The sequence below is a fragment of the Salicibibacter cibarius genome (assembly GCF_016495725.1).
In the GTDB taxonomy this organism is placed as follows: Bacteria; Bacillota; Bacilli; order Bacillales; family Marinococcaceae; genus Salicibibacter; species Salicibibacter cibarius.
The window spans coordinates 2,018,562-2,033,062 of the sequence record NZ_CP054705.1; the positions used below are offsets into that span (position 1 = coordinate 2,018,562).

Genomic DNA, 14,501 nt, shown 5'->3' on the forward strand with positions numbered 1-14,501 from the left:
AAAATAAACAAACGCACTGGAGGCGCTGACTAACATGACAAAGCGAATCATCTATGTAACAGACGGAGATGCCGCGGCAGCGAAAGCGGTGGCAGCGGCTACTAAAACAATCGGTATCGGGTGCCTCACTTTTAGCGGCGGTAACCCGACAAACTGTACATATGAAGAATTGCTTAAAAGGATTATGAAAACGAAGGATGAAATCACTGTCCTTTTGTTTGATGATGCCGGTCAACCTTATGAAGGAAGGGGCGAAACGCTTATGGTTCGTTTGGCGAGTGAAGAAGGAATCAACGTGATCGGGGCTCTCGCGGTGGCGTCTACGGAACGCTCGGGGGATTGGACGAGCGTGGATGTTTCGGTGGATCGTTACGGGAAGCTTAGCGAACAGGGCGTGGACAAAGAAGGGTTTCGCGATATTGAAGAAAACCGCATTCACGGGGATACCGTATATTGTCTCGATCAATTATCAATTCCTGTTATTGTCGGCATTGGAGATTTAGGAAAAATGGGCGGTCGTGATGATCCGAAAAGAGATGCGCCGGTGACGGAAACTGCCTTGCGGGTAATCATTGAGCGGGAGGATACGAAAGATGACGGAAACAAAAGAACAAACGTTAACGAACAGCTTGAAAAAGAACGATAAAATATTTAACGACCGCCTGAATATTGATGCCAGTTTTGATGTGGGCGTAAGAAAATTTACCGTGCTCGAAAAAAAAGTGCAAGTGTATTTCGTGAACAGTTTAAACGATGAACTAATTGCCGTCGAAATTTTGCGGGAACTTATGGACCTTGAAAAATTTGATATGAAGACTAACGATACAAGGGACACCATTGAAAATCATATTGCCCACATCCAAGTGGATGTTACGGACGATGTTGATAAATGTATTTTCCATCTGTTGTCCGGGCTCATTTTTATTTTAGTTGAAGGGGAAAGGGAAGCGTTTGTCGTTGATGTTCGCAACTATCCCGGGCGTGAGCCGGCTGAACCCGACACGGAAAGGGTGACCCGCGGTGCCCGTGATGGCTATACGGAAAATATCATCGAAAATGCCGGTTTAACGCGCCGGCGTTTGCGTGATGAGCGTTTAAGAAACGAGATTATGCAAGTAGGGGTACGTTCCCAAACAGATATTGTCGTTTCTTATATTAACGGGATTGTGGACCCGGATTTGGTATCGATCGTTAAAAAGGAAATGGAAAAGATAAATGTGGATACGATTACAATGGCCGACAAGACCGTGGAAGAATACATTCTTGATCAAGGCTGGAACCCGTTTCCGCTTGTAAGGTTTACGGAACGGCCGGATGTTGCAGCCGAGCATTTGACGGAAGGCCATATACTCTTGATGGTAGATACGTCACCGACGATCATGATCTTGCCGACGACGATGTTTCATCACGTTCAACATGCGGAAGAATTTCGGCAATCGACTGCTGTCGGTACATTTTTGCGCTGGATTCGTTTCCTCGGCATGTTTGCAGCCATGTTTCTCGTCCCTCTCTGGCTTTTATTGGTTTTGGAACCTGATATGCTCCCTGAGGTGATTTCGTATGTTGGGCCTTCGGATGATTCCAACGTGCCGGTATTCGCGCAGATGCTCATTGGTGAATTAGGCGTGGAGCTCATTCGGATGGCTGCCATCCATACTTCTGCTCCTCTCGGAACAGCGCTCGGATTTGTGGCTGCCTTGCTCGTCGGGGAGATCGCCATCGATGTTGGCCTCCTCACCGCAGAAGTCATTCTTTATGTCGCTTTAGGGGCGGTCGGAATATTTGCTTCGCCAAGCCATGAGCTTGGCGTTGCCTTGAAAATGGTTCGTCTACTCTTTATTATTGCGGTAGGCCTTTTCACGTCGTATGGATACGTTATTTCCATTACGGTCGTTTTTATTCTGTTGGTGCAAATGAAACCTTTGAACAAACCTTATTTATGGCCGTTCCTTCCCTTTGATCCGGAGGCGATGTGGCAAATAATTGCACGCACAGGTATCCCGAATATGCGTTTTCGGCCGAGGATCGTTGATCCTAAAGATGTTGTGCGTCAATCAAAGCCGTGATGGACTTCACGGAAATCATTTGCTAATATTAGGCATGAAGTGGGGGAGTGAAACATGTTCATGTCCGTAATGACGAAAAAAAGAAACGAACAAGGCCATTTAATGATCGGAGATATAGATGCAGTGCGCTTGGCAGAGCAATATCAAACGCCGATGTTCGCCTACGATGTTAATGCCATTCGTAATAAAGCGCGCGCGTTTAAACGCGCATTTGAACAAACGGGGATCGATTATCAAGTGGCTTATGCAAGTAAAGCTTTTAGTTGTATCGCGATGGTTCAACTGGTCCACGAAGAAGGGTTAAGCCTTGATGTTGTATCCGGCGGTGAACTTTATACGGCTATACAAGCAGGTTTTCCAATGGAAAACGTTCACTTTAACGGAAACAACAAAAGCAGACAGGAAATTAGAGAGGCTTTACAAGCAGGCATTGGCTGCTTCGTTGTCGATAACTTTCATGAACTGGAATTGTTGGAAGAAGAATGCGAGCGTCTGCAAACACAAACAAACATTTTACTGAGAATCACTCCGGGCGTTGAGGGAACCACGCATAGTTATATATCTACGGGCGGAGAGGATTCCAAGTTTGGTTTTGATCTTTTTAACGGACAGGCAGAAGCAGCTGTAGAACAGTCTCTTGCTGTCTCATCCATACAATTGCAAGGTTTGCATTTTCATATCGGTTCACAGCTTTTTGAAACCTCAGTGCTGACGAAGGCAATCGCAACCCTCTATCGCCACATCGAGCATTGGCATACGCTTCATGGGTTTATCCCAGAGGTCATCAATGCCGGCGGAGGGTTTGGGATCAGCTATACCCGCTATGATGAGCCGTTGGAACCGGAAGCGTTCGTGGAGACAATTGTGCATTCGATACGCGAAGAAAGCGGAAGGTGCCATCTTCCCCTGCCGGAAGTATGGATTGAACCGGGACGTTCAATCGTTGGCGAAGCGGGAACAACGTTGTACACGATCGGATCCCAAAAAGAAATAGAACATGTGCGCCATTATGTGAGTGTTGACGGGGGAATGACGGATAATATTCGTCCGGCATTATATGGCGCCCGCTACGAGGCCGAATTGGCCAACCGTGTCACACAACAGAATGAGAAGATGTATGCGGTTGCCGGTAAAGCTTGTGAAAGCGGGGATATGCTCATATACGATCTTCCACTGCCAACGGTAAAAAGCGGGGATATATTGGCTGTCTTTTCAACCGGTGCCTACGGTTACGCGATGGCCAGCAATTACAATCGTTTGCCTCGTCCGCCGGTTGTTTTTGTGGAAAATGACGAACATCAACTCGTCGTTGAATCGGAAAACTATGCAGATCTCGTTCGTAACGATCGGCCTCTTACTATGTAAAAATAAAAATAAACCTTGAACATTTTCCAAAATACATGTACACTTAGAAACCGTTAACGAAAAATAGAGACACATGTTTCTAAATTGCTTTTTTTGGTTATCCTATGTGTAAAGCTTTATCCCGGTGGTAAGCGCCCGTAAAACTCCCGCTTCACACCTGTAAGCGGGAGTTAACGGGCGACTAACACCCCGATTGGTTCAACTAGCCATCAGAGGGAGTAAAGCGCCCCCTCCGATGAAAGTTTCACTGTATCCATGGGCAGGAATGAGAGGAGCTAAGGCAGATGATCATTAAATACAAACCCGCATATCGAAAGATCGCGATGGGTTTGCTGTCCTATACGCCTGAGCTTAAAGAAGTAAAAACGTTGCAAGAAACGATGGATGAATACGAAAACGATGAATCAATGAAACTGTATCTGTGGAAAAAAGAAGAGGATATTGTCGGGGTTATTGGTTTTCAAGAATGCGCGAATGGGGAGGTTATGCTCCGACATATTTGCGTAAACCCTTCTTATCGACATGAAGGGATGGGAGAGACCATTCTTTCCGCGATGGAAGAAAGGTTAGGGAAAACGTTTATCGCTTCTGATGTTACCCGGGAGTTTCTTGAAAAACGAAAAAGCAAATAGAGCTTTACAGGCGCCGGAGAGCAGTTTTCCTCATCCGGCGTCTTTTTTCACTTTAAAAATGTTTAACTTTGTTAAAGTATAAGTAAAACTAAGGCTTCCACTTGAAAGACTTGGTGGAAGCCAAGTCTTTCTAACGTACGGTCAAGAAATAGAGTAAACATGTTATAATAGGGATTATTGGGACGAATTGGGGGGCTTCTCGTCTTGGCGGAAGAACGGTATAGTGTGAAATTGGATAGCTTCGAAGGCCCATTGGATTTGCTTTTACACCTCATCAAACAAGCTGAGGTTGATATTTATGATATTCCGGTTGCTCAAATAACAGAACAGTATATGACGTATATCCATGAGATGCAGGAGTTGGAGTTGGACATTGCAAGCGAATACCTTGTGATGGCTTCCACACTTCTGGCCATTAAAAGCCAAATGTTATTGCCAAAGCAAGATGTTTGGGCGGATGAAGATTTGGAAGAATGGGAAGCGTGGCCGGAGGAGGACCCCCGCGAAGCGCTCGTCGCACAGTTGGAAGCCTACCGTGCCTATAAGCGGGCAGCAACCGAATTGATGGAACGGCAGGCAGAGCGAGATCATTTTTTCAGCAAAGCACCAAGTAAAATAACACCCTCCACGGAACATAGAAATGAACCGGTGAAGATTGAATCTTCTCTATCGGAAATGTTGCAGGCGTACCAGAAATTAAAATGGCGCATTCGTGTAAATCGGCCGCGGACGACAACGGTGGAAACCGAAAAATGGACGATTGAAGATAAAATGCAGACGATCCGTACATGCGTTTCACAAAGTGCGGAACCGACTCCTTTTTTGCAAATGTATACAAAAGGGGAAGTACATGAACAAGTCATCGCTTTCATGGCTCTTTTGCAATTGATGAAGGAGAAAGCCGTGGTATGTAATCAGGGGGGGAATTTTGCGGCTATTTACATACAATCACGGGAGGAAACGAAACATGGATAGAGACGTCGCGCTCATTCTTGAGACATTGTTATATGTGAGTGGAGACGAAGGCTTGGAAGTGGCACACGCATCTGAAGTGCTTGGCATCGACCGTTCGACGGTCATTCATGAATTACAGAAATTGGTGTCCCGGTTCGAAGCAGAGGCACGGCCGCTCGTGATTTTGCAGTTCGGATCCCGTTTTCAAATGACGACAAGGCCTGAGTTTTCCGATTACGTACAGGCCTATGCTGCTCCGCCTCAACGAGGGAAGCTTTCGCAAGCGGCCTTGGAGACATTGGCGATTGTCGCTTATCAACAGCCGGTCACACGTGCAACCATTGAAGATATCAGAGGGGTAAACGCGGATCGAGCCATCGCGACCTTAACCGGGAAAGGGTTGATTGAAGAAGCGGGCCGTGTCAAAGGTGCCGGCCGAGCGATTCTTTACGAAACAACCGACCGTTTTTTAGATATTTTCCATTTATCCTCACTTGAAGACTTGCCTTCGATCACGGAAGACGAAGGAGGAGAACAACTGGATCTGTTCTCATCCGGGTACCGGGAGAGCCAAAATGATGACTTTCATTCGTGAGTCATGAGGACAACCCCTTGCTCCATATATATAGCAGAGGTCAGAAATCAGAAGCCAGAGGCCGGATTCATGATATGTCAAAGAAGCGACCGGCTTCCGGGAAATCTGATGTTCCGGCATCCAACATCTGATATCTGGAAAGGGCTTCTGGCTTCCGATGTCTGAATCCCGGAAAAATAGACGCTTACCACCGGGAGAAATCCTACTGTTTATAAGGGAGTGAGGACACGATTACGGAATGGGAAGCATATAAAGGGGAAGTGAAACAGTGGCTCGATGAACTGGAGGCATTCCTGGAATATGAGGAACCTCGTGCATTTGATGCCGACGGGACGAGAGAGAGAATTTCGGCCATCCGTGGGGAAATTGACCATTTGTCCGTCGGTGAATCAGCACAATTGACGCAATGGGTGGAGGAAATTGAGAAGGCATTAAGCGAAAACGAGCGATCAAGCAAAGCGGATCCCGTTCCGCCGGGGGGACACGAGCTGCCGCCGCTTCCGTACGCTTACGATGCATTGGAACCGTATATTGATGCAGAAATCATGTACCTTCATCATGACTCCCACCATCGAACGTATGTGGAAGGGTTAAATGAGGCCGAAGAAAAAATGGAAGAAGCGCGCAGGAATAATGATTACGAACTTATTTCCCATTGGGAACGTGAAGCGGCTTTTCATGGTGCCGGCCATTATTTGCATACCATTTTTTGGACGATCATGGATCCGCACGGCGGCGGAAAACCTAAAGGGGATTTACTTGCCATGATCGAAAGGGATTTTGGGAGTTTTGAACGTTTCCGCGCCCATTTTACAGCTGCCGCCGAAGAATTGGGTTCACCGGGCTGGGCGATTCTCGTTTGGTCCCCCCGTTCTCATCGATTGGAAATTTTAAACGCAGAACTCCACCATTATTTAACCCAATGGGACGTCATTCCGTTACTCGCATTGGATGTTTGGGAACATGCTTATTATTTGCAGTATAAAACGGATAAAGCAGCCTATATAGAGAATTGGTGGGAAGTCGTTAATTGGCCTGCCGTTGGGCGAAGGTTGGATGTGGCAAAGCAAGTGAAATGGAATCCATATTAATCATGTTGTGAAGAAAAACTGTTTCCGGACCGGAGACAGTTTTTTTGGTAGGTAAGAAAGTATAAAACGACTTTCTTACCTACATAAGTTGAGCGAAGGCTTCCGCCATAAAAGCTTGGCGAAAAACCAAGTTTTCTAAATGCGTACAGGCAAGTTTTTCTAACGAACGAGATGCATGTGAGGCTGCTGTAATCTCATACTAACGGTACGCTATGTTTTGGTAGGTAAGAAAGTATAAAACAACTTTCTTACCTACATAAGTTGAGCGAAGGCTTCCGCCATAAAAGCTTGGCGAAAAGCCAAGTATTCTAAGAAAGGAAGAACAATCATGTCCAATCGTCATTATCAAATGCTTGCTTTCTGTTTGTTTCTCACGATGGTTTTGTTATCCGCTTGCGGCTCAGCCGCCGGTGAAGAGCCGCCGAAAAGGGAACCGGATATGATTAGCCACCATTCACGTGAGTCGGTAAACCCACCGCCGGAAACATCGATGTATGAAAATGCAGATGCTCAGGAAGAACAGTCTTTAGCCCAACAAGCGAAGGCATCCACAGAGGAGATGGCGCAAGTGACGGATGCCCAAGCCGTTTCATTGGACAACCACCTCTACATTGTCCCGGAAGTGACGCACGGCACCCGGTGGAATTTGGAAGCCTTTCGAGAAGAAGGGCGTGAGCATTTAAAAGACACATTGCCCGGGGATACTGTTATTCACCTATCAACGGATCAAAAAGCAAAGATGGAGCTGAAACAGCTCACCGAAGACATTCAAAACGATACGGTAAGCGGGGAAGAGCTTGATCGGCGTTTGGAAAGCATTCAAGAATTTATGAAAACGGACGTATGAAAGGAACGAATGGTTATGGCAAATTCAAAATCAAACATGGAAACCGAAACATACAAACAAGTGGCTAAGCGCATGGAACCCCCTCGTCCACTGGGGATGAGGTGTTTAAAAGCTTTTCTCGTCGGCGGGTTGATTTGTCTCATAGGTCAATGCATTCAAACGTTTTACATGGCATTTTTTAATTTCAACGAAGCAACCGTGGGGAGTCCAACGGTGGCTACATTGATCTTCATCGCGGTAGTGTTGACTGGTTTTGGCGTCTATGATAAGTTCTCCCAGTTTTCCGGCGGTGGCACAATCGTACCGGTCACCGGCTTTGCGAATGCCATGGCATCCACGGCGATTGAATACCGGAGCGAAGGATACGTCCTCGGTGTCGGAGGCAACATGTTTAAACTGGCGGGTTCCGTCATCGTCTTCGGTACGGTTGCGGCATTCATCATTGGAATCATCTATGCCATTGTCACGCAACAGTGGGGGGTTATGTAATGTTCACCGGAAAACAAAGTTGGGCGTTCCCAACGTATCCGAGCATTCTTTCTTCCGGGGTTGTCGCCGGTCCGTTCGAAGCACAAAGCCCGTTGAAAGATACATTTGATTATATATTTGACGACCGTCGCATGGGGGAAAATACGTTTGAAAAAGCCCAAGTGGTGCTCATGGAAGAAGCTTGCCAACAAGCCGTGCAGAAAGCCGGAAAAACGATGCAAGATGTTGCATTTATTTATGGCGGTGACCTTATTAATCAAGATACGGGGACAAGCTTTGCCATGCGGACGTTAAACGTCCCGTATTACGGTTTGTTCGGCGCTTGTTCAACATCGATGGAAGCGTTGTCGCTAGCGGCACAAGCGGTGGAGTTAGGGGCGCCTCTTGTATTGGCGGGGACGGCCAGTCATTACGCCGCGATTGAAAAGCAATTTCGTTTTCCGATCGAATATGGCGCACAGCGCCCGCTAACGGCACAACGTACCGTAACCGCGGGAGGAGCAGCTTTGCTCGGCCCGAATGGATCGAATATTATCGTGACAAAATCGACAATCGGAAAGGTCGTCGATCATGGAATAAAGGATCCATATAATATGGGTGCCGCGATGGCTCCGGCAGCCGTTGATACGATTCTGGCCCACTTTGAGGATTTCCAGGTAGACGAGAACGACTATGATTTGATTATTACCGGGGATTTGGGTAATGTTGGACGTTCGCTCGCGCTGGAATGGTTCCGGCAGAAAGAACACCCGATGCCGGAAGCGAAGTTTCAAGATTGCGGTTTGCTTATTTATGAAAATGCGCCGGAGGCGATGGCAGGCGCAAGCGGAACCGGCTGCTCGGCAGCGGTCATATTCGGAAAAATTTTGGATGACATTACGAACGGACGTTTGAAACGCGTGTTAGCCGTAGCAACGGGAGCGCTTCTTTCCCCTGTTACGACCCAACAAAAAGAATCGATTCCTGGGATTGCCCATGCAGTAACGTTGGAAGCGAAGGGGGGATCCGCATGATTTTCTTTTGGGCGTTTGTTGTCGGGGGTTTGATATGTGTGATCGGTCAATTAATGATGGACGGTTTAAAGCTGAGCCCTGCCCATACGTTAGCCACACTTGTAGTAAGCGGAGCAATTTTGGATGGGCTTGGCATTTATGAACGTTTAATCGATTTTGCAGGCGCAGGAGCGACCGTTCCAATCACCAGTTTCGGCAATCAGCTTGTGCACGGGGCGATGACGGAAGCTGACAATTCCGGCCTTATCGGCGTTTTGACAGGGATTTTTCAAATCACCAGCAGTGGGATTTCTGCAGCGATTATTTTCTCTTTTATCGCAGCGTTAATTTTTAAGCCTAAAGGGTGATGGGGGCGTCTGCCCCTTCTTCACATACTTCATATACATAACTTGTCTATTTACGCATACATTTTCATAAAGTGGAACTTCCATCAGATGTGGCTTTCCTCTGATGGTTTTAAGGAACGCCGGTTAAGATCGCCACTTCCTGTGGCAACGCCGTTTCCGGAAATCAGAAATTGGAACCGGGGATCGGAAGATCATTCTCCGTTTGCTGTAAAAGGTTTTTCCGAGCTCTGAAATAGTAGGATGAGGAGGTGAGTAATGAGACTCCGGCTGATCATAGTTATGGCATGCCTACTTGTTTTTATAACGCCTCTTCAAGCTTATGCCGAAGAATCTTTTGCCGTATCGGCCGAATCAGCAATATTAATCGAAGCTGAAAGCGGACGAGTTTTATGGGAAAAGGATGCTTATAGCGAGAAGCGCATCGCCAGTATCACTAAAATTATGACCGCAATCGTAGCTATTGAACAAGGGGACTTGGATGATTCCGTGGAGATTTCAGAACGAGCGGCGGGCACTGAAGGATCATCGCTCTATTTGCAAGCAGGCGAAGAAGTGAAATTGGAGGATTTGTTATTTGGGCTGATGCTTCGGTCCGGCAATGACAGCGCGATCGCGATTGCCGAACATGTAGGCGGAAGTGTGGATGGTTTTGTTTTCTTAATGAATGAAAAAGTGAATGAATTAGGATTGGAAAATACCGTTTTTGCAAATCCGCACGGACTGGATGATCATGAAAACCATTATTCCAGCGCATATGACATGGCGATGATTATGCAGGAAGCGATGGAATTTGAGGAATTTAATACTATTTCCGGAACAAAAGTGCATCGTGCTCCCAATGAAAATGAAGATTGGGAACGTGTCTGGAGGAATAAAAACCGTTTGTTGACCGAGCGATATGAATACGCAACCGGGGGCAAGACCGGTTATACGGATCGTGCGAAACGAACGCTTGTGACGTCTGCAAAAAAAGATGACATGGAACTAATAGCCGTTACATTGAATGCACCCTCGGATTGGGATGACCATGTGCGCATGTTTGAATATGGATTCGACACGTATCAAATGCATCGGTTGATCGATGCTGGCGAACTTGAAAGGGGACAAGATGAACGATACGAAGCTTATGAAGTGCGTCGATCTGTCACGTATCCATTAAGCGAGGACGAATCCGCTCGCGTTTTGCCGAAAATCCAATGGACAACCGATGAGCATTTGCCTTTCGCCGGACACCTTCAGTTTCAATTGAATAACGAGGTCATTTCCGAACAGCCGATTTTTCGAGAAGTTGAAGATTCAACGGAGGAGCTTTCCTTTTGGGAGCGATTAAAAAACCGTTTCCGACAGATGATGGAGTGATCTGGAATGATTAATTGGATCTGGATGACGATGCTGGTTACAGGCCTGGTTTTTGCAATGTTTACCGGCAATATGGAGGAAGTCAATGAAGCGATATTCGAAGGCGCTGAAGAAGCGGTCGTTCTCTGTTTCGGCCTGATCAGCATTCTCGTTTTTTGGCTGGGGATGATGAGAATCGCACAAGAAGGAGGGCTCCTTACGCTACTTTCCAAAGTGATGTCTCCCCTCGTCCGGCGCCTGTTCCCGGAAGTACCCAAAGATCACCCGGCAATGGGATATATTCTGTCCAATATGACTGCGAACATGTTTGGGCTTGGCAATGCCGCAACACCGATGGGGATAAAAGCGATGGAACAGTTAAAAGAATTAAACGGGGGAAAAGATGAAGCCAGTCGTTCCATGATTACGTTTCTCGCGATTAATACCGCCAGTTTGACATTAATTCCGACAACAGTAATCGCGATTCGAATGACGTATGATTCCGAAAATCCCGGTGAGATTATCGGAACGACGATCGCGGCAACGGCAGTCGCCGTCATTAGCGCAATATTGATCGATCGTTTTTTTCACTGGCGTCGAGTGCAACGGACGAGGGCAAAATAAATGGCTGTATTTACGACAATATCCATGTATATCATTCCTCTTTTGTTATTTGTCATACTCGCAAGTGCCGTTATCAAGCAGGTACCGGCGTACGAAACATTTGTTGAAGGAGCAAAAGATGGTTTTCAAATGGCGATTTCGATCATCCCTTATCTCGTTGCCATGCTAGTTGCTATCTCCGTTTTTCGTGCTTCCGGAGCGCTTGATTTTTTGCTCGAAGGCATTCGCCCGGTTCTCGCATTGATCGGCGTGCCGACGGAAATCGTTCCATTGGCTGTGATGCGTCCCCTTTCTGGCACAGGCGCACTTGGGGTAATGAGTGATTTATTGGCCGTGCACGGGCCGGATTCATTTATCGGCAGGTTAGCATCCACGATGCAAGGGAGCACGGATACAACTTTTTACGTACTCACGGTCTATTTCGGCGCCGTAGGCATTAAAAAAATCGGTGATTCTCTAAAAGTCGGATTGCTCGCGGATGTATGCGGGCTTGCCGCGGCGATTTTTTTCGTTACACTCGTCTTCGGATCTATGTGATCGAGCGTAAATTTCCTCGCACCGACGGGTGGCGACAAATGTTAGGCGAAGTGCGATGAATTGGCGCCGCATCCAAAGGTGATTACTTATTTCAGCAGTTCTGCACTAGGGATGGCTGCGTGATTCTTGTCCTCACAAAGAGTGAACATCTCCTTTTTGAGGGACGACGGCGCGATTGTAATCCCTCAAGCAGAGGTAGAGTTACTGCGAGAGGAACAAGAGAAGCGAAGTAATCCCCCAGACGAAGGTCGAGCTGCGCCGAGAGGAACAAGGGACGTAAAGTAATCCCCCAGACGAAGGTCGAGCTGTGCCGAGAGGAACAAGAGACGTAAAGTAATCCCCCAGACGAAGGTCGAGCTGCGCCGAGAGGAACAAGAGAAGCGAAGTAATCCCCAGACGAAGGTCGAGCTGCGCCGAGAGGAACAAGAGACGTAAAGTAATCCCCCAGACGAAGGTCGAGCTGTGCCGAGAGGAACAACAACGTGAACTTTCCCACGGAAAAGATGTTAGTATCACCGGATTGGGCATGGCGAATAAAGGGTGAAAGAATTCTGAGCCAGACCACTAGTGCAAGGTGGCTTAATTACCCGATCATGGGGAAGACATTCGGTCGTCAACAACAGTTGTTTCTGGCCCCTAACCCGGACAATTGACCGCCTCATGGCGACCAGAAAAGCGGTCGGTTTTCGTTTACGGTCGCCATGACCGCTTTATGATGACCGTAATGGCCTGAATCGAAAGCGTTCGGGCGTCATAGCCGCTTCATGGTGACCGAAAAGGCTTGTATCAGTCAAGTCCTTAATTATGTGTAAAAGTATCACAATGAATCAGCGAGTGGGAGATAGGTTTTGAACTTGGGGTGTTTCCTTCTAGGGCGCCCGCGGGCGCCCTAGAAGGAAAATTTTGCTGAATCACCCTTGCTTTCTTGCCTTTTCATTTGCTTACAAATCGGTTGGTTTTCCTTTTAAAAACGTTCGGTTACCACGATCAAGGCTTTCTTCATGTTCCTTGAGCAACGCTCCAATTAATCGAAAGGCGGATTGGGTATTTGGAAAAATCCGAATGACTTGCTCGCGGCGGCGAACCTCGGAATTTATCCCTTCGAGATTGTTTGTCGTGCGCAATTGGTCATGATAAGCGATGGGTTCATTCATAAATTGAATCGCATCTTCAAATCCTTCATCGAGTTTCTCTAACGCTTTTTCATAACCTTTGACGCCCTCGTATTGATCAAAGATCTCGGTGCGTAACTGGCGGGCTCTTGCAGGAGAACTCCCGTTTAAGAGCTCCTTAACGAGCGAACGAAAGCCTTCTGAACCTTTTTTGGGGATGTGTTCAAACAAGTTTCGCTTAAAATGAACCGTGCACCGTTGCCACGAGGTTCCAACAAACGCTTGTTGAATGGCCTGTTTCAGGCCTTCGTGCGCATCGGAAATCACCAATTGTGGCGATGCCAGACCCCTGGCTTGAAGCGATTGAAAGAATTGAAACCATCCCTCTTTGGATTCGGCATGATTCACTTGAAGACCAATGATTTCCCGTTTGTTTTGGTCATTGACCCCGAGCGCGATATAAACGGCTTTGGAGACGACCTTTTGATCCTCACGGACTTTAATATACATGGCATCGGCGTAGACATACCTGTAGGCATTCACGTTCAAAGGGCGCTGGGCCCATTCGTTGACGACCGGGTCTAATTTTTCGGTGAGCGAGGACACGAAAGATTTGGACACACGCTCGCCGCAAAGCTCTTCCACAGCCTTCGTGACTTTCCGCGTGGATACGCCGTTAACGACCATCTCCAACATCGCTAAGAGAAAGGCTTGTTCGGAACGTGCATATTTCTCAAACACAGAGGGAGAGAATTCGCCGTTGCGCGTGCGTGGAACGGTCAGTGTGACTTTCCCAAAAGACATCGTGTAATCACGTTCGTAATAGCCGTTTCGATAGTCCACACGCGCGCCATTGCGTTCATAGGCTGCTGCTTGTAAGTAATCATCGCGCTCCTGCTCCATGATTTGATTCAGGACGAGGACCATCGAGGATTTCGCGACGGCACTCATGTCTGAATTCATGAGCTCTTCTTTTAATTGATCCGCGTTTAGGGTAAGATGGAACTGGGTCATTGTCGATTCCTCCTGTTTGTTTTTTTCGCTGAAAACATTGTAACACGGGAGTCGACTTGACCCTTTTTCTTTTTACACAATTATATGGACTATACCCTTGTATCAAAGATATTCGGTCGGCATGGCTGCCTCATGGTGCCCGAACAAGTGATTGGCCTTTGTTTACGGTCGCCATGATCGTTTCATGAAAACCGGGAGTCCTGCTTCGAGGGAAGATGTTCGGTCATGGATGAGAGTAATTGATCCCTTGACTCGGGCAGTGACCGTTTACCCTGGTTTGAAGTCCCAATCCAGACTTCCGGTCGTCGGTGTGATCACTTATTTTAGCCTTTCTGCACTAGCCCCGCGTCAATCGCATGATCTGTTTTCGACAATCATCCAGATTTTAGATCGATAGAACCCTGCGCAATGAGGGGCAACCTAAATTAAACCCGCATCTCAGTGGCCTTTGCAGGTGTGATTCTTTATTTCAGCCAT

15 protein-coding genes are annotated in these 14,501 nt (G+C 47.2%); 14 read left to right on the forward strand and 1 reads right to left on the reverse strand.

Going from position 1 to position 14,501, the window contains the following annotated elements; genetic code table 11:
• Positions 1 to 34 precede the first annotated feature (34 nt).
• From spoVAEA to HUG15_RS10685, 14 genes are all read left to right on the forward strand, one after another.
• On the forward strand, positions 35 to 646 hold the full coding sequence (gene spoVAEA / locus HUG15_RS10620; RefSeq protein WP_200128590.1) for a stage V sporulation protein SpoVABEA: 612 nt from the start codon (positions 35 to 37) through the stop codon (positions 644 to 646).
• Positions 594 to 2,066 carry a spore germination protein gene (locus HUG15_RS10625; protein WP_200128591.1) on the forward strand — a complete coding sequence of 491 codons (1,473 nt, stop codon included), beginning with the start codon at positions 594 to 596 and terminating at the stop codon, positions 2,064 to 2,066. The genes spoVAEA and HUG15_RS10625 overlap by 53 nt, the downstream gene beginning before the upstream one ends.
• A 60-nt stretch (positions 2,067 to 2,126) precedes the next feature.
• Positions 2,127 to 3,431 carry a diaminopimelate decarboxylase gene (gene lysA, locus HUG15_RS10630; protein ID WP_425504052.1) on the forward strand — a complete coding sequence of 435 codons (1,305 nt, stop codon included), beginning with the start codon at positions 2,127 to 2,129 and terminating at the stop codon, positions 3,429 to 3,431.
• A 284-nt stretch (positions 3,432 to 3,715) separates the two neighbouring features.
• Positions 3,716 to 4,063 carry a GNAT family N-acetyltransferase gene (locus HUG15_RS10635; RefSeq protein ID WP_200128593.1) on the forward strand — a complete coding sequence of 116 codons (348 nt, stop codon included), beginning with the start codon at positions 3,716 to 3,718 and terminating at the stop codon, positions 4,061 to 4,063.
• Between the two features lie 204 nt (positions 4,064 to 4,267).
• A complete protein-coding gene (locus HUG15_RS10640; protein WP_200128936.1) occupies positions 4,268 to 5,038 on the forward strand; it encodes a segregation/condensation protein A in 771 nt (256 codons plus the stop codon).
• A complete protein-coding gene (scpB, locus tag HUG15_RS10645; RefSeq protein WP_200128594.1) occupies positions 5,031 to 5,612 on the forward strand; it encodes an SMC-Scp complex subunit ScpB in 582 nt (193 codons plus the stop codon). The genes HUG15_RS10640 and scpB overlap by 8 nt, the downstream gene beginning before the upstream one ends.
• Before the next feature lie 260 nt (positions 5,613 to 5,872).
• Positions 5,873 to 6,703 (forward strand): superoxide dismutase, encoded by an 831-nt coding sequence (locus tag HUG15_RS10650; protein ID WP_343073157.1) that lies wholly within the window; start codon positions 5,873 to 5,875, stop codon positions 6,701 to 6,703.
• Positions 6,704 to 7,031: 328 nt separating this feature from the next.
• A complete protein-coding gene (locus tag HUG15_RS10655; RefSeq protein WP_200128595.1) occupies positions 7,032 to 7,550 on the forward strand; it encodes a YhcN/YlaJ family sporulation lipoprotein in 519 nt (172 codons plus the stop codon).
• A gap of 15 nt (positions 7,551 to 7,565) precedes the next feature.
• Positions 7,566 to 8,039, forward strand: a complete 474-nt coding sequence (spoVAC, locus tag HUG15_RS10660; RefSeq protein ID WP_200128596.1) for a stage V sporulation protein AC — start codon at positions 7,566 to 7,568, stop codon at positions 8,037 to 8,039.
• On the forward strand, positions 8,039 to 9,052 hold the full coding sequence (gene spoVAD, locus HUG15_RS10665) for a stage V sporulation protein AD (RefSeq protein WP_200128597.1): 1,014 nt from the start codon (positions 8,039 to 8,041) through the stop codon (positions 9,050 to 9,052). The genes spoVAC and spoVAD overlap by 1 nt, the downstream gene beginning before the upstream one ends.
• On the forward strand, positions 9,049 to 9,399 hold the full coding sequence (gene spoVAE, locus HUG15_RS10670; RefSeq protein WP_200128598.1) for a stage V sporulation protein AE: 351 nt from the start codon (positions 9,049 to 9,051) through the stop codon (positions 9,397 to 9,399). Before spoVAD ends, spoVAE begins: the two co-directional genes overlap by 4 nt.
• 255 nt (positions 9,400 to 9,654) lie before the next feature.
• Positions 9,655 to 10,758 (forward strand): D-alanyl-D-alanine carboxypeptidase family protein, encoded by a 1,104-nt coding sequence (locus tag HUG15_RS10675; RefSeq protein WP_200128599.1) that lies wholly within the window; start codon positions 9,655 to 9,657, stop codon positions 10,756 to 10,758.
• A gap of 6 nt (positions 10,759 to 10,764) precedes the next feature.
• Positions 10,765 to 11,361 (forward strand): nucleoside recognition domain-containing protein, encoded by a 597-nt coding sequence (locus HUG15_RS10680; protein WP_200128600.1) that lies wholly within the window; start codon positions 10,765 to 10,767, stop codon positions 11,359 to 11,361.
• Complete coding sequence (locus tag HUG15_RS10685; protein WP_200128601.1) at positions 11,362 to 11,898, forward strand: spore maturation protein; 537 nt, start codon at positions 11,362 to 11,364, stop codon at positions 11,896 to 11,898. It abuts the gene before it with no gap.
• A 941-nt stretch (positions 11,899 to 12,839) separates the two neighbouring features.
• Here the strand turns inward: HUG15_RS10685 and HUG15_RS10690 are convergent.
• Entirely contained in the window at positions 12,840 to 14,024 is a 1,185-nt protein-coding gene (locus HUG15_RS10690) for an IS256 family transposase (RefSeq protein WP_200123767.1), read from the reverse strand.
• Positions 14,025 to 14,501 lie beyond the last annotated feature (477 nt).